The organism is Candidatus Tenderia electrophaga, assembly GCA_001447805.1.
Classification (GTDB): domain Bacteria; phylum Pseudomonadota; class Gammaproteobacteria; order Tenderiales; family Tenderiaceae; genus Tenderia; species Tenderia electrophaga.
Genome location: CP013099.1, coordinates 2,337,141 through 2,357,083 on the forward strand (window position 1 = coordinate 2,337,141; position 19,943 = coordinate 2,357,083).

Genomic DNA, 19,943 nt, shown 5'->3' on the forward strand with positions numbered 1-19,943 from the left:
GCGGTCACCTGGCCTATAAGATGCGCTTAGCCCAGCTCCACCTCGACGAAGTGCTCCCGGCGGTCGTCGACCAGCGGAATGCGGGTGTCGGGACGTTCAGTGCCGTCCACGGTCACGCGACTGACCTGCTGCGATGCTTCGCCGACGCGGCTGACGGTGATGTGGTAGACGGTGTCGCGAAAGCGGTAGTGAATTTTGTAGGCATCCCAATCGGCAGGGACACAGGGGGCAATGCGCAAATGGTCCACTTCCAGTTGCAGCCCCAGCAGGGTTTCCACGCTCAGCCGGTACATCCAGCCCGCCGCCCCGGTATACCAGGTCCAGCCGCCGCGGCCCGTGTGTGGCGACACGCCATAGATGTCGGCGCACATGACGTAGGGCTCGACCTTGTAGCGTTCGATGGCCTCGGGCGTGCTGCCGTGATGGATGGGATTGAGCATGGCGAAGAACTCCCAGGCGCGTTGCCTATCGCCCAGCATGGCGAATGCCATCGTGGTCCAGATCGCGGCATGGGTATATTGGCCGCCGTTCTCGCGCACGCCGGGGATGTAGCCCTTGATGTAGCCGGGCTCCAGGTCTGATTTGTCGAAGGGCGGGTCGAGCAACTGGATGATCTGCTGGTCGCGCCGCACCAGGCGCTGGTCGACCGCCGTCATCGCCTGACGTGCGCGTCGGGGATCGCCGCCCTTCGAGATCACCGCCCAGCTCTGGCTGATTGAATCGATCTGGCATTCGTCGTTACTGGACGAGCCCAGCGGGGTGCCATCGTCGAACCAGGCGCGCCGATACCAGGCGCCGTCCCAGGCCTGGGCCTCGATGTTGCTGCGCAGCAGCGCCGCCTGCGCGCTGCATAATTCGGCAAATTCCTGATCGTCGCGGCTACGCGCCAGGCCGGCAAACAGCTCGAGATTCTCGAGCAGGAACCACGCCAGCCACACGCTTTCGCCCTTGCCCTCCTTACCGACCAGGTTCATGCCGTCGTTCCAGTCGCCGCAGCCCATCAGCGGCAATTGATGGGCGCCAAAACGCAGGCCGTGCTTGAGGGCACGCACGCAGTGCTCATACAGGCTGGCCGCCTCGGGCGAGCGTTGCGGCTGGTCGTAGTAGGCCTCCTCTTCCGGATACAACTCGCGCCCTTCCAGGAAATGAACCGACTCATCGAGCACGCCGGTATCGCCGGTCGCCCGCACATACCGGCAGGTGGCATACGCCAACCACAGATAGTCGTCGGAGAAATGGGTGCGCACGCCCTGGCCATTGGGCGGGTGCCACCAGTGTTGCACGTCGCCTTTGAGGAACTGTCGCCCGGCGTGCCGGATCAGCTGCTCGCGGGCGAGCCATGGCGTCGCATGGATCAGCGCCATGGTGTCCTGTAATTGATCGCGGAAGCCGTAGGCGCCGCCGGACTGGTAATAGCCGCTGCGTCCCCATAACCGGGAGGACAGGGTTTGATAGACCAGCCAGCCGTTGGCCAGCACGTTCAGCGCCGGGTCCGGGGTGTCCACATTCACCGCGCCAAGCGTGCGGTTCCAGTGTTCCCACACCGCCTCCAATGCCTGGCGCGCGCCCGCCGGTCCGCCGTATTGTTGGATGAAATGCCGTGCCTGGTCGGTGTTGTCGGCTGCGCCGAAGACGAACACGATCTCTTGTTCCTGCCCGGCGGCCAGTTCGATCCGGCTCTGGATCGCGGCGCAGGGATCGAGGCCGGCCCCGGTCCTGCCCGACAGGCGCTTGCGGCGCATCGCCGCCGGGTTGGCGAGCGAGCCGTTGCGACCGATGAACTCGGTGCGGTTTCCGCTCATCGACCGCGCGCGTTCACTGACATAGGCAAACACCACTCGGTTGGCGCATTCGCGGCCGTAGGCATTGCGGGCAAGCAGCGACCCGCTGTGCGGATCCGTTTCGGTGACGATGTGCATCAGATTGGCGTGGCGCCACTCGCCGAGCACCAGTTCCCAATACCCGGTCAGCGACAGGCTGCGCGTGCGCTGCGATTGGTTGCGCAACTTGACCACCACGAACTTCACCGGCGCGTCCATGGCGACGTAGGTAAACAGCTCCGAGGCGATGTCGGATTCAAAGTGCTCGAACACGCTGTAGCCGAAGCCGTGCCGGCACACATAGCCGGAGTGGCCGCGCGCGGGTAAGGGCGTCGGCGACCAGAACGCGCCGGTCTCCTCGTCGCGGATATAGAGCGCCTCACCGCTGCTGTCGCAGAGCGGGTCGTTGTGCCAGGGGGTGAGCCGGAACTCGTGCGCGTTCTCCACCCAGGTATAGGCGCTGCCACTCTCGCTCACGACCGTGCCGATGTGCGGGCTGGCGATGACATTGGCCCAAGGCGCCGGCGTGGTCTGACCGGGTTCGAGGGTGACGACGTATTCGTGCCCGTCGGGGGTGAAGCCGCCCAGGCCGTTGCTGAAAATGCGCTCGCGCGGCGCCAGCGGATACACTGGCGCGGCAGCCGCCTGCTGCACGGTCTCCAGACGATCCGAGGCACGCTCCGCCGAGACGTGGCGTTCCACCTGCTCGATCAAGGTCGCGGCGGTATCGCTGAAGACGATGCGGGCGACCGTTTGCAGCAGCACCCGCTCGTCCTCGGAGAGCTCTTCGGCACGATGCACGAAGACCCCGCCCGGTTTGTCGAGCAGCTGCGCTTCGGGCCCGGCGTTGATCAGCCCCATGATCAAGTCCTGCAGCATCGCCCGGTAGCCCGAGAAATCCTCGTTCAGGATCACCAGGTCGGCGACCAGGCCCTTCATGCGCCAATAGGCGTGCGCCTGCAGCACCTGCTTGACCCGGTTGATGCGGTTGAGGTCGCCGATGTGCAGCAGGACGATCGGCAGATCGCCCGAGATGCCGAAGCGCCACAACCCGGACTGTCCCAACTGATTGCGGGCAATGATGGCGGGCGCGGCGCGGTGCAGGGCATTGCCATAAATCACGGAACTGGCCAGACGGCCAAATACCTGGGCATCGGCCTCGGTCGCGTTGAGGTGACGTAGCACCTCCTGGCTTTGGAACCAGGCCATTTCAAAGGCGCGCTCGACGAAGTGCCGGTCGCGGTATTTCTCGAGCAAGGCCAATGCGCCCGCGCGCGTATCCGCAACACCGGAGATGATCTGCACGGTCGCCGACTCGTCGGGCGACAGTTTAAGGGTGCGGCGGATCGCCACGATGGGATCGAGCACCGATCCTTCGGTGTTCGACAGCGCGGACGGGCTGTCGCGGTCATCCAGCACCAGCGGGTTGGCCGCCGTGCGACCGCGCCCGATGAAGCGGGCGCGGTCGGTCTCGTAGGACGGTACGTCGGCCACCGCGCCCGGTGCCGCCAGCAGGTGGAACATCCAGGGCACCTGCTCGCCCGGCGTGCGGGGACGCCGGGTGCAAAGGATCGCCTGGAGGCCGGGCAGGATTTCGGTCTGCACGAACAGATTACTGAACGAGCGATGCGCCAGATCGGCACTCAACGGCGCCAGCACGACCTCCGCGTAACTCGTCACTTCGATATGCCGGGTACGTGACGACTGGTTGGTGAGCTTGACGCGACGGATCTCGACATCGTCTTCAGGGGACACGCTGATCTCGGTGTGCGCTTCGATCGCCTGGTCGCGCCGCCGGTATTCGGCGCGCGCCTGCACGAAGATGGCCTCGTAGTGGTCGGCGCGGCGCAGGGTCGGCTGGTGTGCGGTCGACCAGTATTTGCCGCTGGCGCGGTCGCGCAGGTAGATGAAGGTGCCCCAGTCATCGGAGGTGACGTCCTCGCGCCAGCGGGTGATGGCGAGGTCGCGCCAGCGACTGGCGCTGCCGCCGGCATGGGTCGCCATGACATGGTAGCGGCCGTTCGACAGCAGGTGAACTTCGGGGATCGGCGTGTCCGGGTCGGTGAACACGCGCATGATCGCGCCGACGTCCGCGCTGGGGGGGCGGGCGGCGGCGCTGACTTCGGCCGCGTGCGGGTGCAGGGTGGCGCCCTTCTTCGGCACCCGCTCCTGCAACAGCAATTCGGTTGCCCGCGCCAGCGGGTCGGACATGAAGCGGCGCTGCATCGGCTGATCGAGCAGGACATGCGCAAAGGCCAACAGGCTCATGCCCTGGTGGTGCGCCATGAACGCGCGCACGATGGCGTGCGGCTTGCCGCGCTGCACCCGCGAGGGCGTATAGTCGACCGCCTCGTAGAAGCCGTAGGCGCCGAGGAATCCCTGATCGGCCAGCGACTGCAGGTTGCGGCACGCTTCCCGCGGCATCACCGTCAGCGCCAGCGCGCTGGCGTAGGGCGCGATCACCAGGTCGTCGCCCAGCCCGCGCTTGAAGCCGAGCCCGGGCACACCGAACGCCCGGTATTGATATACCTGGTTGATGTCGGTGGCGTTGTAGCAGGACTCGGAAATCCCCCAGGGCACCGCGCGTTGCCGGCCGTATTCGATCTGGCGCGCCACCGCGGCCTTGCAGGTCTGCTCCAGCAGGGTATTCGGGTAACTCGGCAGAATCAGCTGCGGCATCAAGTACTCGAACATCGAGCCGCTCCACGAAATCAGGCTGACGTCGCCGCCATGGCTGGTGAGCAGGCGGCCGAGCGCGAACCAGTGCTTCTGCGGCAGCTGTCCCTGCGCGATGAGCAGGAAACTGGCCAGACGCGCTTCCGATGCCAGCAGGTCGTAGCAGGACGGATCGCGGCGCCGTTCGCCGACATCGTAACCGATGGTCAAGAGGCCGGACGCGGTATCGTAGAGAAACTCGAAATCCATCGCCGCCAGGACGCGGCATCGGTTGATCAGCTCATCGATGAGGCCGAGCTGCGTCACAGCGCCCGCCGCCCCCGCGCCGGCGAGTTCCCCCCGGGTCGGGAGGGCACTGCCCTGCCACGCCGCTGGAACCAGCGATGCGAGCTCGTCCCCCAGGGCGCGGGACTGTCGATCGAATGCCTGCGCCCAGTAGCACAGTTCGTCGCTACCGGTATCCGCCGGCAGCCATGCCAGCAGCTCGCCGCCGATTTGGTGTATCTCGCTCAGCGCGCCGGCGGCGGCAGCCAGCGTCTGTGGCGGGCCCTCCAGTGTGAGGGCGCGCAGTGTGTCCTGCAGTAGGCCGATCTTTTTCGCCAGTTCGGGGGCGGGTGCGGCGGGCAACTGCTCGGCCAGTATCTCCAGGGTGTCCTGCAGACCCTGGAAAGTGTTGGCTGACAATACCGGCTGATGCTTCAGCTCGGCCAGGCCCGCCTGCAGGGTGAGCAGGCTGCCGGCCAGATTGCCGCTGTCCACCGACGAGACGTATTGCGGCTGCAGCGGCTGCAGCGTGCGGGTGTCGTACCAGTTGTATAAATGACCGCGGTAGCGTTCCAGCTTCTCCATCGAGGCCAGGGTGTTGCCGACGCGCTGCAGACATTCCCCGACCGTGAGATAACCGAAATCGACGGCTGCCAGGTCGGCCAGCAGCGACATGCCGATGTTGGTGGGCGAGGTGCGCGAGGCGATGGCGGGTGCCGGATACTCCTGGAAGTTGTCGGGCGGCAGCCAGTTGTCCTCCGGACCGACGAAATCCGCGAAGTAGCGCCAGGTGCGGCGCGCCGATGCCCGCAGGAACACCCGCTGATCGAGGCTCAAGGCCGCTTCCGGTGTCCCCAGGGGCCGGCTGATCCACCAGCCGACGGCGGGCGACAGCAGCCACAGCAGCAGGATGGGCGCAGCGACGAGCCACGCACTTCCTGTCATGGCCAGCGCCACCCCCAGCGCCACCCCCAGCAGCGGCGCGATCCACATCTCGCGAAAAAAGTCGGCCAGCGACTGGCATGCATTGCGGCGTGCGTAAGAGGGCAGTTGCCACAGGAGCAAGCCGTGTCGGGTGAACAGCATGCGCACCCCCGAGTGCAGGATCGCCCCCAGGCTAATCAGGGCATCGTAGGGCAAAAAGGCCAGGGTCAGCAGGGCGAGCATGATCGGGCGGACCGCGGATTTGCCGGTCAGGCTCAAGTGCACCAGCCAGTCGCGCTCCTCCGGCTTGCGAATCAGTTCGATTGCCGTGGCCAGCAGGGAGGGCAGGCACACCACCGCCACCACCAGCAGGCTCGCCAACCACGCCGAGCCCGGAGCAAACAGCCAGCCCCCGACCAGCAGGGCCAGCAGCGCCGGCGCCACCAGGCTGCGGCGCAGGTTGTCGAACAGCTTCCACCGCGACAAGGCCGAGAGCGGGTTGACCTGTCGCTTTCCCGTCGATCCATCCGCACTGGGCGGCCCCGGCACGCGCGGCAGCAACCAGCCGGCCAGCTGCCAGTCGCCGCGTATCCAGCGGTGGCGCCGGCTGGCCTCCATAGCATAACTGGCGGGATGCGCTTCGATGAGGTCGACATCGGTCACCAGGGCCGAACGCGCATAGCCGCTTTCCAGCAGGTCGTGGCTGAGGATCAGGTTCTCCGGAAAGCGACCGTCGACGGCCTGGCGAAACGCATCCACGTCATAGATGCCCTTGCCGATGAACGAGCCTTCCCCGAACACGTCCTGGTAGACGTCCGACACCTCGCGTGTGTAGGGGTCGAGCCCCGCGTCACCCGCGAACAGCTTGGTAAAGCGCGACTGGCCGGCACTGGTCAGGCTGATCGAGGCGCGCGGCTGCAGGATCGCGTAGCCTTCGACGACGCGGCCCTTGGCGGCATCATAGACCGGCCGGTTGAGCGGATGGGCGAGGTTGCCGATCAGGGTGCGTGCCGCGTCGCGCGGCAGCTGCGTGTCGGTGTCCAGGGTGATGACATACTGGATCGAAGCGAGGATGGACGTATCGCCGACGATATCCGAAAAGGCCGTTTGCGCGCCGCCCCGGAGCCGGGCGTTGAACTGCTCCAGTTTGCCGCGTTTGCGCTCATAGCCCATCCACACCCGCTCGACCGGATTCCACACCCGCGGCCGGTGAAACAGATAGAAGATGCACGCACGGTCCTCGCGGTAGGTCTCATTGAGCGCCTGCACCGCGGCGCGCGCGTAGGCGAGCAACGCGGCGTCATCGGGCAGTGTCTGCTCCGGCGCATCCCGAAAATCGGTCAACAGGGCAAACAACAGATTGGGATCGCGATTGCCGAGATAACGTATCTCCAGGGCCTCGAGCAGATCATCGATCTCCCGCCGACTGCTCAGCAAGGTGGGCACGATCACCATACTGCGGTGAGCGGCGGGTATGCCCTGTGAGAAATCCAATCGTGGCAATGCACGCGGCGGCACGCACAAGGTGACCGCCAGGTTCACCAGCGCCAGCGCCAGCGCCAGCGCCGAGGTGCCGATCAGGCCGGCGATCGTCAAGAACAGCGCAAAAAACCAGTCGCGCCAGTCATGCGGCGCGACGCCATCGAAGGCCCAAAGCACACCCGCCGTCGTGAGCAGCGTGAGCGACAGGATGGCGCCGAGATAAAGGGTCAGGCGAAGCTGCCGGAGCGCCCGACCGGCGCGCAATCTCCACGGCACGCGGCAACCGACCGCGTGCTCCAGGCTCGGCCGTCCGCGGTCGATCAGATAATACCCGACATGCGCGCTGCGGTCGTGGACCCCCAATCGCTCAGCGGCCGCCTGCGCCAACGCAATGGCCGCGCGCGCCACCGCCATTTCGCTGCCCGTGCTGCGTCGCGCCACGTCCTCGATGACATGCCGGTAGCGGTCGCGGGTGGCGAAATCCTGGCCGGTGTACATCGCCATCGGGTCCGCGCGTAAGATCTGTTCGACGACACTGAGCGACTCGACGAAATGCTTCCAGTCCATGGTGCCGATGAAACGCAGACTGCCGATACTGTTGGCGATCGAGATCTGATTGGCCGCGGCGGTTCGGCCGGCCGCCTCCGATAACTGCGCTGCGGTCACCCCCTGTTCGAACAGTTTATGTTCGACCCAGGTTTGCACGAACGCCATCGCGGGACCTTGAGACTGGAGCCTGGCGTAAAACTCCTCCACAAACGGCGCGGTCAGCGGCACGTCGGCATTGGCGAACTCGGCCAGCAACTGGATCAGCTGTTTGGGTTCGCTTGCGGCTGCGGCGAGCATGCGGTCGGCCCAGGTAATGGCCGCGTCGCGCTCCTCGCGCCGGCGGGCGATGCGCACACCGACGCGGCGCAGATTCTCCAGCAGCGCCAGCTGCAGCATGATGGGGAAGGCCCACAGCTCACCCAGCTTCAACGGCTCGACGGTCTGGTAGGCGGCGACGAACTGGGTGGCGTTATCGCTGTCGACGCGACCGTCCATGCGGGAGATCAGCTCCAGCGCCAGGTCGTAAATGCGGGGAAAACCGGCCGACGGGCCATCCGCCAGACGCGGCAACTGGCGGCTGTATCCGCGCGGCAAGTGCCGGCGCGCCAGGCTGATCTGCTGCTCGATCAGGTAGAAATTGTCGAGCAACCAGGCCTCGGCCGGCACAATCCGTTGCCTCTGGCTGGCAACGGCGGTGACGACGTCATACGCCGCCAGCAGAACCCGCGCATTGTCGGCCAACCGTGGCAGCAACCGGTCCGGCCCCGGATGCGGATCGATCCTGTGCTGGCCGGCCAGCGTGACTGCGTGCCGCTTCAGTTGCTCGATACTGAACAGCTCCGCGCGCAGCAACCCGGGATCTTGGTCGTGGCGCAGTGTATTCCGTGTGCGCGCCGAAAATCTGAGCGATTTTATGCTTATGACATGCTCCTTGCTTGAACACTGGACGCTCAACGCTGACCTATGACGGCGATCTAGCGAAGCTACAGCCCACGTGCTTGCGCACCCTCAGCCTTTATCGATTGATTCGGTCACCATTGATTGTAAGCTGTTTTAGCAGGCAATGACGCCGTCAAGCTGAAAAGAAAGTGCCACATCATCTCCGGCGGCCAGACCAGGGCACTACACCTTGGCGCAGATCATGCGATACCTGTCTGCCAACGTGGTAATGACGCTACGGCGTTGCGGCACAGCGGACGCGTCTTGGTAGACCTTTCCGCCTCCGCCGTCTGGCCGCCCTGGTGTCGGCACCCGCCAGTGCCCTTAACGCTATAAGTTTATTTCGCCATTGACACACTGTGGCCGTTTTCAATTGATATTTTTCACTGAAACTGCCCGACACTGGGGCTAACTTAGGCTCAGGGGTCGACCTGCGAGCGAATAACCATGAACGCAATGGCTTCAGGTCGAAATGTTTATCAACCACTCATTTAGAAGGAGTCACTCATGAAGAACACGGCAGCAGTAATATGTTTCTTAACCACCGTTATACCCGGTCTGTCGATGGCGCAGCTTGGATATGGTCCCGTCGAAGGGGATCGAGAGTTGTCCGTTGCCGGGACCGGCAGTAGCGAATCGGATTTCGACAACGGAAGCTTCGGCATCACCGGCGACATGGGCTGGTATTTCCGTGACAATATGGTGGCCGGGGTGCGCCAAAGCATCAATTACGCCAGCATAGAAGGCGCATCGCTGAATGATGATTTCTGGAATGGCGCGACACGTGGCTACCTGAACTATCAATTCGGCTCGTCGCAATGGCGACCCTTCGTCGGCGGCAGTCTCGGCCTGATCTATGGTGATGGCGTCAATAACAGCGGCTTTGCCGGGGTGGAGCTGGGAGTGAAGTATTATGTCCTCGCCAAGACCTACATCCTGGCGCGTCTCGACTATCAGTGGTTCTTTGATGACGCGGAAGACCTCGATGACACCTTTGACGACGGCGCCTGGCAAAACACGGTAGGCATAGGTTTTAACTTCTGAATGTCGGCACGTTCGCGTTGTCTGCAGCCGACGGTGCTGCGGTAGGTGGTGCTGTGCGCCAATTGCGTGTACCTATAACCAACTGACTTTGTTGTGAAAATGTGTCGGACACTAGTGGCCGGGGACTTGTCTAAAAAATGACTCCGCATAAGTTCGGCAACGCACAGACCGGACTTCAAGCTTCAACTATCTTGGGGACCTCACCCTGCATCTACATGAGTTCATGGCAAGAGGCAGAACCCAAACGGAATAATCATCTGGAGATCAACACATGAACAAGAATCAGGTCAAAGGTCATGCGAACGAGGCGAAGGGGAAGATCAAGGAGGTTGTCGGCAAGGTGACCGGCGACGAAAGCACGGAGTACGAGGGTAAAGCCGAGAAGCATGCTGGCAAGGCTGAAGCCAAGTACGGAGACCTCAAGAGCGACATCAAGAGGGCAACCGAATGAACCCTACAACAACCGAACAGCAGATACGACGGCGCCGATAATATGCAGGCCGGAGCCACGTTGCTGAGTGCCTCCTCCATTACTGGCGACGAAGTCTGTAACATGCAGGATGAAAAACTCGGTCGGATCACCCTGGAGGCTGAGCGTGGATGTTCGACGATCTCGACGATTTCAAGCAAATCGATGACACCCTGGGGCACGCGGCTGGTGCCGCGACCCTGATCGGCCGTGCCGACGAGGCCATGTACGGGCCAGGCCAAGACGCATAGCGGCGGCAAATGCCAGCTGTACCTCCAGAAAACCATCCTTGAATAACGGGCTAATGATCCCTCCTCCACTCGTAAAGAGATTAAAATTATGAATAAGAGAATTTTGGCTATTGTGTTGCTTGTTGTCGGTTTGATCCTGTTATTCTTTGCCTATCAGTCATCCCAAAGCCTGGGCGATCAGGTGACGGAGGCCGTTACCGGCCGCTTCACTGACTCCACCACCTGGTTCATGATCCTCGGCGCGGCTTCTGCGGTGGCCGGTGTTGGACTGCTGCTGTTCGGTAAATCCGGGAGCAATTAACGCAGGGATTCGCAATGCCCCACGACACGCAGGAATCCCTGGTTGGCGGGGCGAAGGATACCGGTAAAAACCCGGCGGCGTCACGTTCGGATAAACGACTGTTCAACCCGGCTGAGCTTCGCCTGTTTCGCTACACGGCGGTTCTGTTGTCCCTGGTTATGCTGATCGCACTGACCGGGTTCATCGTGTGGACATTTGCCTGGATACTGAACGCGTTCTACAACCTGCTCCTGTCGCTCGCCCTCGCCGGTGTTCTGGCGCTGGTGCTTCATCCTGTGGCGGAGTTTATCGAACGACGACTTCACTTGCCGCACTTGCTGGCCATCATTCTTCTGCTGGTGGTCTTTGTTGTGGGTATCGGCGGCCTGATTTTCCTGCTTGTCCCCATCCTGGTCAGCCAGGCCGTCCAGTTGATGACCGTATTGCCCGACATACTGGCAAGCTGGCAGGCACGTTTCTCCTCTCACTTCCCGGGACTCAGCTCCATGATTTCCACCCGCATGGAGAGCAGCGGTGGGGCGGAGTCCCAACCAGTCCTGGAAGACCCGGGCAGAGCCATCATGTCCTCCCTGGGGCTGTTGGCGGGTATCAGCTTCGTGCCCCTGTTCCTGTTCTTCGCCCTGCTCTCGGGGGACTTGCTCCGCGGGCAGGCATCCGAACTGCTATCCGTCTTCCACAAGCGCACCCAGCAGAAAGTGCTGTATTTCATGGATGTGTTCGTGGGATATGTCACCGCCTTCTTTCAGGGCCAGCTGATCATCGCCGTGTGCATGGGGACCCTGTATGCCCTGAGCTTTACGCTGATCGGCTTGAAGTTCGGCGTGCTGGTCGGTCTGGTGCTGGGACTGCTGAATATCGTCCCCTTCCTGGGCACCCTGATCGGCCTGCTGGTGGTCCTGCCCATGGCCTATCTGCAGCCGGATGGCGGCATTGAGTTACTGCTCTTGAACGGACTGGTGTTTGCGGCGGTGCAAGTGATAGAAAGCTGGCTGCTAACACCGAAAATCATGGCCAACCGCTCGGGCCTACACCCCGCACTCGTGGTTATTTCACTGTTCTTCTGGGGCACGGCCCTGGGCGGCATTATCGGCATGATACTCGCGGTTCCCCTGACAGCGTTCTTTGTCGCTATCTGGAGCGAGATCAAGGCCAGTCTGAAATGCTCGCTGAGCAACCGGGATGCCGACTCATGAAGGAAGAGGATCCCTTCCAGGGCGAAGCCGGCGGGAGCGACAACATCCGGGATATCACGCGCCTCCTGAAGGCCATGTCGGCTGACATGATACGCCTTGTGTTGGTGGAGGCGCGGCTGTTCGGGCACACGGCCCTGGCCATGATCGGACTCACCGTGGTGATAGCGCTGCTACTGGTGGGTAGCTGGCTGTTTATCGGCGCGGCGCTGGTGATGGCTCTGGCCAGCCTGCAGCCCTTCAGCCTGACGGGCGCCCTGCTGACGGTGGCGCTGGCGCACCTGGTGCTTGCGGCCCTGGCCTTCTGGCGGCTGCGGTACATTACACGGGGCCTCACGTTTCGTGAAAGCCGCGCGAGCGTGAACAGCTTGCTCGTCCATGCCCGGTCTCTCGTTGAGGCTGCAGGGCAACGAACAGAGGATAAGTGAGCAAGGTTCAGCGGGCTGGCGAGTCGATGAGGCTGGAGACGATCTGCATGGCTTTCACCTTGCCGGCCAGGAATCCGTAGGCACATTTGATGCCTGGCACATGCAGGCGTTCGGCCAGTATGCCACAGACAAAGGCAACGGGCAGCGCGGCAGGGCTTCGGGCCAGCGCCCGTGCCTGGTGCATCAGGCTGTCGACACGCTGGCGAATAAGACAGGCACGACAATCAATTCGGCCGCGCGCCTGCGCGGCCTCCTGCCTTAACTGGTTGCAACGAGACACTATGACCGGCGTCTTAATAAGGCGGTCAGCAAGGTCCCCGCAGCAAAGGCGAGGCCCAGGGAGATCAGGGGTTTGTCCCGCACGAGGCCGCTAATGGACTGCAGGGCTTCATTGGAGCGCTTTTTGGCTTTCTGTCCCGCATCCCTGACACGGGCCTCCGCATCCGCGGCCCCATGGCGGATCCGTTCCTCGCCCTTGCCCGCTATCTCGGCGACCCGGTCCACTGACTCGTGGGCGCGCTCTGAAATACGGTCTGTGGTGGCGTGGTCGTTACTGGCTGGTTTACTCATGGGATTTGTTCCCCGTTGCTGTGGTGGGACATGGGTGGAAGCTGTTCGGCGTCCACAGATTCAGTACCGAGAAGTCTCTCGCAAATACAACCGCCTGTCTGCGCGACAACGAACATAGGCGCGAATCCACCACTATCATTGACCAACGCACTCATTCGCTCCTGCAGCGCCAGGTGACCAGTCAACCGAGGGCAGTCCCGCTTGAGTGCTATATACGCCTGCGCGAAGATCATTTTGCGACATGCCGTCATGATTCAATCCAACGCTGTGAATCAGAGAAGAATCACTATGACTCCCATCAATGCGGACACTTCATGAACCGTCTGCGCCTTTACAGACGTCGGTGCAGATCCTGTGTATTACAGCAATCAAAACGTAGCGAAAGAACCATGAAACTCAGCGAAACCATTGCAGCCGCCCTGCTAGTGAACGCCCTGATGATCACGCTGCCTGCCTGCGATCAGCAAGCTCCTCTCGATGAGGCTGGTGAGGAAATTGACGACACAGCCGAAGACACGGACGATGCCATCGAAGATGCCGCCGACGACGCAGGCTGATCCGCTGCCTCTTCCCAATTGGCGTGCCCCACCAGCCGCTGAAATGCTCCGCAAAGCGGTTCTGGTGCTTCGGTTCAGGTAGTACGCACCGGGGCATCACGAACGAAAATTGGCTTGTAACGGCGCATAGTGACCCGCCAATTATTGCAGGGGACTTCAACGATGTAGCATGGTCCTATACCACGAACCTGTTTCAAAAAACCAGTGGCCTGCTCGACTCACGCGTCGGGCGGGGGATGTACAACACCTACAACGCCAGGAACCCGATCCTGCGCTGGCCGCTCGATCACGTCTTCCACTCCGATCATTTCAAGCTCGTGCGCATGGAGAAAGGACCCGCCTGGGGATCAGATCATTTTCCCATCTTCATCGAACTGAGCCTTGAGCCTGGAGCAGAGGCCGATCAGGAAGAATCTGATACAAACCGGGCGGAAGAGGATAAGGTAGATGAGAAGATCGAAGATGGTGAGCAGCAAACGGAAGAATGAGCCACGCCTTTCGATCACCACCTTGCCCAGATACGGGCACGCGGCGCCTCGGCTTATGTACGCTACCGCGCAGACACACGCAGCGCTTTACTCCAAGCTGCCAAGAATTGCCAGAGCACGCCGGGAGATTGCATGTGCCGTCCACCGAGTCATCACCTTCTGCCAATCGCCTGATCGCCGCCCTACCACGTAAGGACCGCCAGCGGTTTTTGGCCGGCTGCGCGCCCGTCGAACTCGTGTTTGCGGAAGTGCTTGCCAAACCCGGCACACTCATCGCCCACGTCTACTTCCCCACGGAAAGTTCCATTTCCCTGACGACGCCGACAGATGCCTGCGCCAGTCTTGAGGTAAGCATGGTAGGCGATGAAGGCATGCTCGGCACCACCCTTATACTTGGGGTGGACATCTCTCCGCTGCACGCCGTGGTGCAGGGCGCCGGCCCGGCGCTGCGCATGGACACCGCCCGGTTTCGCCGCGAACTCACAACCAGCACTACGCTGCAACGGGAAGTGAAACGATATCTCTATGTAACGATGAATCAAATGGCACAAACGGCTGCCTGCGCCCGCCTCCATGTGGTAGAGAAGCGGCTTGCCCGCTGGCTGCTGATGACGCATGACCGCGCGCACTCCGATGAGTTTTACGTCACGCATGAATTCCTGGCCTATATGCTGGGCGTGCGCCGCGTCGGCGTCACCATGGCCGCCACTTCGTTACAAAAGCGCAAGCTGATCAGCTACAGCCGAGGGAGAATCACCGTTCTCGATCGTGTCGGCCTCGAAGCCGCGGCCTGCGCGTGTTACGCGGCCGACAAGGCGGCCTATACACGGATAATGGCTTAGCGTTACCGCGGCTGGAGAACTTGTCCCCTTCATCAATATAGAGGTGCCCTAGAGTATATGACTCGTTAGATACAATGCAGATGCCCCACGCAACCCATGCACTCCTCCACCGGAACACTTGGCGAAAGCGCGGAAGTTTTACGGACCACCCACTGTTGCGTACCGTTGCGGGGCAAAGCTGCGTATCAATGGCGTGAAGTCGATCATTTGAAACTCGAGGTTACAAATTGTACGGAGGCACACCATGATTCGTCTGTTGTTCCATGGCCCCTAGGGCGGCAAGTAGAGTCTATGCGCCGGGACTACTGCCGATTACATCAGCCACCGTTTCTTCATTAACTGATAAGACAGGAAAGAGGTCAAAAGCCCAACTCCGAAAAGGGCGATCAACTGCAACGGAAAATCCGCGAGACCACCCCCTTCCAGCAGAATCGACTTGATCGGCCGGTAAAACTGGTAGGAGGGAAGCAAGGGCGCCACACTGTTAAGTTTCTCCGAGAAATCGGCGAGCGCGGAAGGAAGAAGGTGCGGCAGATAGAAAACCACGCCCAGGGTTCGCGCACTGGCCTGGGTTCGGCACAAAAAACCGACGAAGATACCGAACGAACTGAAACAGAATCCGCCCGCCATCAGAAAGACGACATAGCTCAAACCGCCGCCGGGCGCCAATTCAAACGTCATCAGCAGATGAAGCAAGAGCGACGCGGTGGCTATCAGGATCATCCCCAGACATACCTTGGCGAGCAACCACTCGGCCTCATGAATCGGCGTCTGCAACAAGCCGAGGAGCAGCTGCTTCTCTTTTTCTTCGGCCACCTGCGTCGGCAGGACGATGAAACCGACCAGCAGGACCAGCATCAATATCCAGGTCGGCAGCATCTGTCTCTGAATCCCGCTCTCGTGAAGGGAGCGGATCTCCGAGATCCAATTGTTTCCCTTCCCCTCCAGCGCCCGTTGCAGCCCGGAAACGGTTTCGACGATCGCCAGGGTCTGAAAAGAGGCCTTGTCCAGAACGATCAGCGCACTGCCTTGCGTCTCCTTACTCCACGGAAGCAGAAGCCCGTCACCGCTCCGATCCATCAACCAGCGGTTCCCTTGCTCTTCGTTCAGAAGCCGGGAAACCGCAAAGGCATGATCGGCCGCCTGGAGACTTTGAATCAATGCGGGAGGATAGTTCCCATTTTCAAGTAAGCCGATATTGATCTTCTGAACATGCGGTTGCTCCGTGTCGACCAGTTCCAACGCCACGAAAACAAAGAGAGGCACAAAGAGGACCAGGTAGAGGGTCTTGTTCTTGAATGCAATCGCCAAATCATTAAAAGTCAGTATCGCGACGTTTCTGATCATGAGTAGAGATTCTGATGAATGCGTGACTCGAAATATTCACCTGGGAGACCGTCGAAGACGAGGCTTCCTTGATGGAGGACCATGATCCGTGTCGCGAGGGTTTTGATGTCCTCGGGTCGATGAGAGGTGAAAAGTATCGTCTTCCCTGACGCATGGATGTTTTTCAACAGAAGGTAAATCTCTTTCGTCATTTCAAAATCTAGACCCGAAGTCGGCTCGTCAAAGAGAAGTAGGGGTGGATCAGCGAGCAGCGAGCGCCCGATGCTGACCCGCTGCTTCAATCCTTTCGACAACACCTGAACCCTGTTTCTACGAAACGGGAGAAGATTGAATTCCCGCAACGTCCCTTCGATTCGCGAGACGGGAATCTGAAAAAGACGGGCAAAAAGGCCGAGGTTGTATTCGACCGAAAAGAAATCGAACAGATTCGGTGTTTCGGGAACGAATCCGATCTTCCTGACAAGGGCCCGCCTGTTATTGAGACTGATTCCGTCGACCCGGACTTCCCCACCGTCTGGAACCAGCCAACCGCCCAGCAGTTTTAGCAGGGTCGACTTCCCGGCGCCGTTGTGCCCCACCACCGCAATCAGCTCTCCCTTGTCGACGCTAAATCCGGTGGCAAGGAGACCTCTGTTTTCTTTATAAAGTTTGGAAAGATGATGAACTTCGAGATGCATGGAAGAGGTTACTTCGCAGAAACGTGCCGAGGCGGCGTACTCCCGCCGGCCCCGTCCAACTCCTGACGTCTGGGACGGGGAATCCAGAGATTCTTTCTATACGCGCTTTGCCAGAAAGACAACCAGAAGGACTAAAACAACTACCACCAGTACACCAGTCATAACGATCTCCTTTATTTTAGCTTTTGTGAATTGACCTGAATCTTGCGTGCGCCCGGTTTCGAACGCGCTATATCTTGCCCAGCAGCAACAGAATGAGGAGAATTACCAGCACCAGGCCCAGGACACCGCTGGGCGCATAACCCCATCCACGGCTATGGGGCCAGGCTGGAATCACGCCGATGAGCAGCAGAATCAGAACGATCAGCAGAATGGTTCCTAATGACATTTCATATCTCCCAGGTAAGGCGCAGCTGCGCAGTGTCAGGAAACGCTTCCGAATTGATCCCGGAAGTCATCGTGATTTCCTTACAGGCCATGTTACTCTGGCGGGGACCCTCGTCTGTACGATGCCGCACATAGAACCCGGTACCTGGTCGTCGTAAGCGATGGCTCTCAGCAGTCCGCCAGTACCGCTCTGCTGAAAAAAGTTCGACGACAATACACAATCATTCCCATTCGTCACCCCCCTTCATTTGGCTATAATCCTACCGGGTCAACCGGTCACCGGGGTCGGCCCAAGTCAACCCACTGAATCTAAAAACAGAACAAGCCGATAAATAAGGTATTCCAGCGCTTGCTTTCCGTCGCCAATCGATGGACTGGCCTGGTCCGCCCCAGGAACCACGGGAACCGCGGTTTCTCCTTTGCGTGGTGCATGGCGGCTCACGGTTGCGAGTTATTATGAGATTCCCGTTTCTGTCAAACTACGCCAGTCTCCCCAGCAAAGGGGCGGGATCTCCATTTTGGAGCCGTGATGTTTACCGTCGGATACTTTGATATCCACTCTTACCTTACCGCCCATCCGTTACCTCTTCAATCTTTCTGCGCCCGCCTTAGTACGCCAGCGAACAGACAGACCAACTGCTTCGGCGTAATTTAAACCCTCATCCTGAATTCCATGTCTCGTGGCGATTCAATCCCCTTCCCGGTAATGATGCTGGCAAGGAAAAGCTGTGATGGAGCGTTAAACAGGACATTCCGTCCGACTAACACACCCGATTCAAAGGAGATTCATATGAAAAAACTACATTCATTTGCCTTATATGCATTGGTCACCCCCGTCATGACATTAGGTGCAGGTTCTTTGCTGGCTCAACAACCCACTGGCCAGAATAATGACCGTAAAATGCAGAGCGCACAGCAGGACCAGTCTCGCATACAGAACCAGGGCTATCTACGCTCTACTCCGGCTAATTAATGGCATACAGGCGAGCAACCTGATCGGTGCCGATGTTAGAACCTCTGGTAATGAGGATGTCGGCTCGGTGAGTGACCTGATTATTGACGAGCGCGGTCAGGTCGTGGCTATTGTCGTCGGTGTCGGCGGGTTCCTGGGCATGGGCGAGAAGGACGTAGCCATTGGCTGGGGTAATGTAACCCGATCTGAAAAATCTGATAAGAGCAAGATTCAGGTTAACGTGACCCGTGACAGTCTGATGTCTGCGCCGGAATTTAAACGCGCAGATTGAATTCCAGTTATCCACTTATTAATAGTGAAATAATAGGCGGCAGCGACGAAAGTCGTTGCCGTTTTCATATTCGGCCGACACAAACCCGTAACCAGGTGCCCTCATCGGCATCCCGTGCCAGCTCCACACTGTCCCAGCACAGGCCGACCTTCTTCTCATCCATGCCAAGTAGGTCGCCGACGATTAATGACGGGTTATCTGATGGATCCGATCTCCTTGTCCTCGATCGTGATGATCACGGAATGATCGATCAGATTGTTGGCGTGATACGCCTCGTCGCTCACCTTCTGGGCCAGTTGGGTAACGACGCCATTGGCCGGTCCGCCGTCATCGGCGGCACGCCCGTAGAGCAGCTGGACGCCACGCAGATCGCCGGGCTGCAGATCGTCGAAGGCCTCGGTATAGCGAAACGCCATCACCTGCCCGGATGGCCCGGGATGGTCCAGGCCGATGGCGTGACCGATCTCGTGAATCAGCGTATAGCGGATGTCGTATACATCCTCATCGCCATCAAACCCAACCTTCCACTCGTGGTCGGGATTCAAGCACACCAGCGCCTGTTCGATGGCGCGCACACCCTCCTCCGGATCGGGCGCGTAGGATACGTTGGCGAATGCCCGCCCGCGCGGCTGCCCCTGGGCACCGAGGATGATATCCGCCTCCCTCGCATCGTCGACCTCGTGAAATGACAGACCGGCAGCGCGTTCCCAAACCCGAAACGCCGCCGCGGTCTCGCGCGCCAGCGTCTCCCTGGAGAGGTTTCCCCCAAAAAGCGCATCGATCGGCGCCAGATCACGACAGTTGCGCGCATCATCGAACCGTAGCGTCTTCCCGGCAAAGGCATAGCTGACACTGGCCCCCGCCCCCAACCGCCGCTCTCCCCACTTCACCTTGTAGCCGTCCAGCTCGAGCAGCCGGTACCCGGCTTCGCCGGCATAGGCAGGCAGCGGAAACGCCAAGGGCAGCAGTCCGGCCGTTATTAACGCTAGTATGGGAAGGGTTGCACACGGAACTGATCGCACCGCAGTCTCCTAACTAAAGATACCTGAAAGCACGGGAATCGATGCGCTTTGAAGGCGCATGGGGACTCCGGCACAGGATAACGAACATCGAACTAATAGGTGCGGCACCGCACCGACAAAACTTTAGTTTATACTCAGACCTGAATCCGTGGCTTAACCGCGGCGCCTAGCACAAGCTCCTGATTCCACAGCGAATCGAAAAATGCCCGCATAACCTAAGGGTGAAGCTAAGATTTTTGAAACCCCCGGGCACTGGCCGTAGGTAGAGAACGATCCAGGCGCCAGCCTCACACTACAACCCCATGGATTTCCGGGAATGCGTAGCAAAAGACACCGCTATGGTTGCGGAGTGCGTAGACAGCTTGCTCACTTTGTTCGTGGTGGCGGACGACCATCGTCTTGTGGGTTACAGAATTAAAGGTTTTCGTTACCTCTTCAATCTTTCTGCGCCCGCCTTAGTACGCCAGCGAAC

Annotated in this window: 14 protein-coding genes and 1 pseudogene; 8 read left to right on the forward strand and 7 right to left on the reverse strand. The window is 60.4% G+C overall.

Annotated features, from left to right (window positions below):
- Positions 1-26: 26 nt before the first annotated feature.
- The gene (locus Tel_10740) at positions 27-8,567 is read right to left on the reverse strand and encodes a cyclic beta 1-2 glucan synthetase (GenBank protein ALP53571.1); all 8,541 of its coding nucleotides are present in this window, start codon (positions 8,565-8,567) and stop codon (positions 27-29) included.
- 594 nt (positions 8,568-9,161) lie between these two features.
- On the opposite strand from Tel_10740, the gene Tel_10745 reads away from it, so the two are divergent.
- The 5 genes from Tel_10745 (at position 9,162) to Tel_10765 (ending at position 12,337) form a co-directional block, all read left to right on the forward strand.
- A complete protein-coding gene (locus Tel_10745; GenBank protein ALP53572.1) occupies positions 9,162-9,698 on the forward strand; it encodes a hypothetical protein in 537 nt (178 codons plus the stop codon).
- Positions 9,699-9,969: 271 nt separating this feature from the next.
- Entirely contained in the window at positions 9,970-10,149 is a 180-nt protein-coding gene (locus Tel_10750) for a general stress protein CsbD (GenBank protein ALP53573.1), read from the forward strand.
- 357 nt (positions 10,150-10,506) lie between these two features.
- Positions 10,507-10,719, forward strand: coding sequence for a hypothetical protein (locus tag Tel_10755; GenBank protein ID ALP53574.1), 213 nt, complete (start codon positions 10,507-10,509; stop codon positions 10,717-10,719).
- Between the two features lie 14 nt (positions 10,720-10,733).
- Entirely contained in the window at positions 10,734-11,912 is a 1,179-nt protein-coding gene (locus tag Tel_10760; GenBank protein ID ALP53575.1) for a hypothetical protein, read from the forward strand.
- Complete coding sequence (locus Tel_10765; protein ALP53576.1) at positions 11,909-12,337, forward strand: hypothetical protein; 429 nt, start codon at positions 11,909-11,911, stop codon at positions 12,335-12,337. The genes Tel_10760 and Tel_10765 overlap by 4 nt, the downstream gene beginning before the upstream one ends.
- Before the next feature lie 7 nt (positions 12,338-12,344).
- Here Tel_10765 and Tel_10770 read toward each other — a convergent pair whose 3' ends face one another.
- From Tel_10770 to Tel_10780, 3 genes are read right to left on the reverse strand one after another with little or no spacing between them, the layout of a single operon-like run.
- Positions 12,345-12,617: a hypothetical protein gene (locus Tel_10770; protein ALP53577.1), complete on the reverse strand. Its 273-nt coding sequence runs from the start codon at positions 12,615-12,617 to the stop codon at positions 12,345-12,347.
- The gene (locus tag Tel_10775) at positions 12,617-12,907 is read right to left on the reverse strand and encodes a hypothetical protein (GenBank protein ID ALP53578.1); all 291 of its coding nucleotides are present in this window, start codon (positions 12,905-12,907) and stop codon (positions 12,617-12,619) included. The genes Tel_10770 and Tel_10775 overlap by 1 nt, the downstream gene beginning before the upstream one ends.
- Positions 12,904-13,140, reverse strand: a complete 237-nt coding sequence (locus Tel_10780) for a hypothetical protein (protein ID ALP53579.1) — start codon at positions 13,138-13,140, stop codon at positions 12,904-12,906. Before Tel_10780 ends, Tel_10775 begins: the two co-directional genes overlap by 4 nt.
- A gap of 347 nt (positions 13,141-13,487) precedes the next feature.
- Between Tel_10780 and Tel_10785 the strand changes: the two genes are divergently transcribed.
- Entirely contained in the window at positions 13,488-13,952 is a 465-nt protein-coding gene (locus tag Tel_10785) for a hypothetical protein (protein ALP53580.1), read from the forward strand.
- A gap of 134 nt (positions 13,953-14,086) precedes the next feature.
- On the forward strand, positions 14,087-14,794 hold the full coding sequence (locus tag Tel_10790) for a Crp/Fnr family transcriptional regulator (protein ALP54837.1): 708 nt from the start codon (positions 14,087-14,089) through the stop codon (positions 14,792-14,794).
- 312 nt (positions 14,795-15,106) lie between these two features.
- Here Tel_10790 and Tel_10795 read toward each other — a convergent pair whose 3' ends face one another.
- Together Tel_10795 and Tel_10800 are read right to left on the reverse strand one after the other, a co-directional pair.
- Positions 15,107-16,141 (reverse strand): hypothetical protein, encoded by a 1,035-nt coding sequence (locus Tel_10795; GenBank protein ID ALP53581.1) that lies wholly within the window; start codon positions 16,139-16,141, stop codon positions 15,107-15,109.
- The gene (locus tag Tel_10800; GenBank protein ID ALP53582.1) at positions 16,138-16,818 is read right to left on the reverse strand and encodes a hypothetical protein; all 681 of its coding nucleotides are present in this window, start codon (positions 16,816-16,818) and stop codon (positions 16,138-16,140) included. Before Tel_10800 ends, Tel_10795 begins: the two co-directional genes overlap by 4 nt.
- Positions 16,819-17,995: 1,177 nt before the next feature.
- On the opposite strand from Tel_10800, the pseudogene Tel_10805 reads away from it, so the two are divergent.
- Positions 17,996-18,449, forward strand: a pseudogene (locus Tel_10805) (hypothetical protein).
- Positions 18,450-18,643: 194 nt separating this feature from the next.
- On the opposite strand, the gene Tel_10810 reads toward Tel_10805, so the two are convergent.
- Positions 18,644-19,429, reverse strand: a complete 786-nt coding sequence (locus Tel_10810) for a hypothetical protein (GenBank protein ID ALP54838.1) — start codon at positions 19,427-19,429, stop codon at positions 18,644-18,646.
- Between the last annotated feature and the right edge of the window lie 514 nt (positions 19,430-19,943).

What these genes read in the sequence shown, in the direction of transcription:
- Tel_10745 (ALP53572.1), top strand. Translation starts at nt 9,162, where the DNA reads ATGAAGAACACGGCAGCAGTAATATGTTTCTTAACCACCGTTATACCC.
- Tel_10750 (ALP53573.1), top strand. Translation starts at nt 9,970, where the DNA reads ATGAACAAGAATCAGGTCAAAGGTCATGCGAACGAGGCGAAGGGGAAG.
- Tel_10755 (ALP53574.1), top strand. Translation starts at nt 10,507, where the DNA reads ATGAATAAGAGAATTTTGGCTATTGTGTTGCTTGTTGTCGGTTTGATC.
- Tel_10760 (ALP53575.1), top strand. Translation starts at nt 10,734, where the DNA reads ATGCCCCACGACACGCAGGAATCCCTGGTTGGCGGGGCGAAGGATACC.
- Tel_10765 (ALP53576.1), top strand. Translation starts at nt 11,909, where the DNA reads ATGAAGGAAGAGGATCCCTTCCAGGGCGAAGCCGGCGGGAGCGACAAC.
- Tel_10775 (ALP53578.1), bottom strand. Translation starts at nt 12,907, where the DNA reads ATGAGTAAACCAGCCAGTAACGACCACGCCACCACAGACCGTATTTCA.
- Tel_10780 (ALP53579.1), bottom strand. Translation starts at nt 13,140, where the DNA reads ATGATCTTCGCGCAGGCGTATATAGCACTCAAGCGGGACTGCCCTCGG.
- Tel_10795 (ALP53581.1), bottom strand. Translation starts at nt 16,141, where the DNA reads ATGATCAGAAACGTCGCGATACTGACTTTTAATGATTTGGCGATTGCA.
- Tel_10800 (ALP53582.1), bottom strand. Translation starts at nt 16,818, where the DNA reads ATGCATCTCGAAGTTCATCATCTTTCCAAACTTTATAAAGAAAACAGA.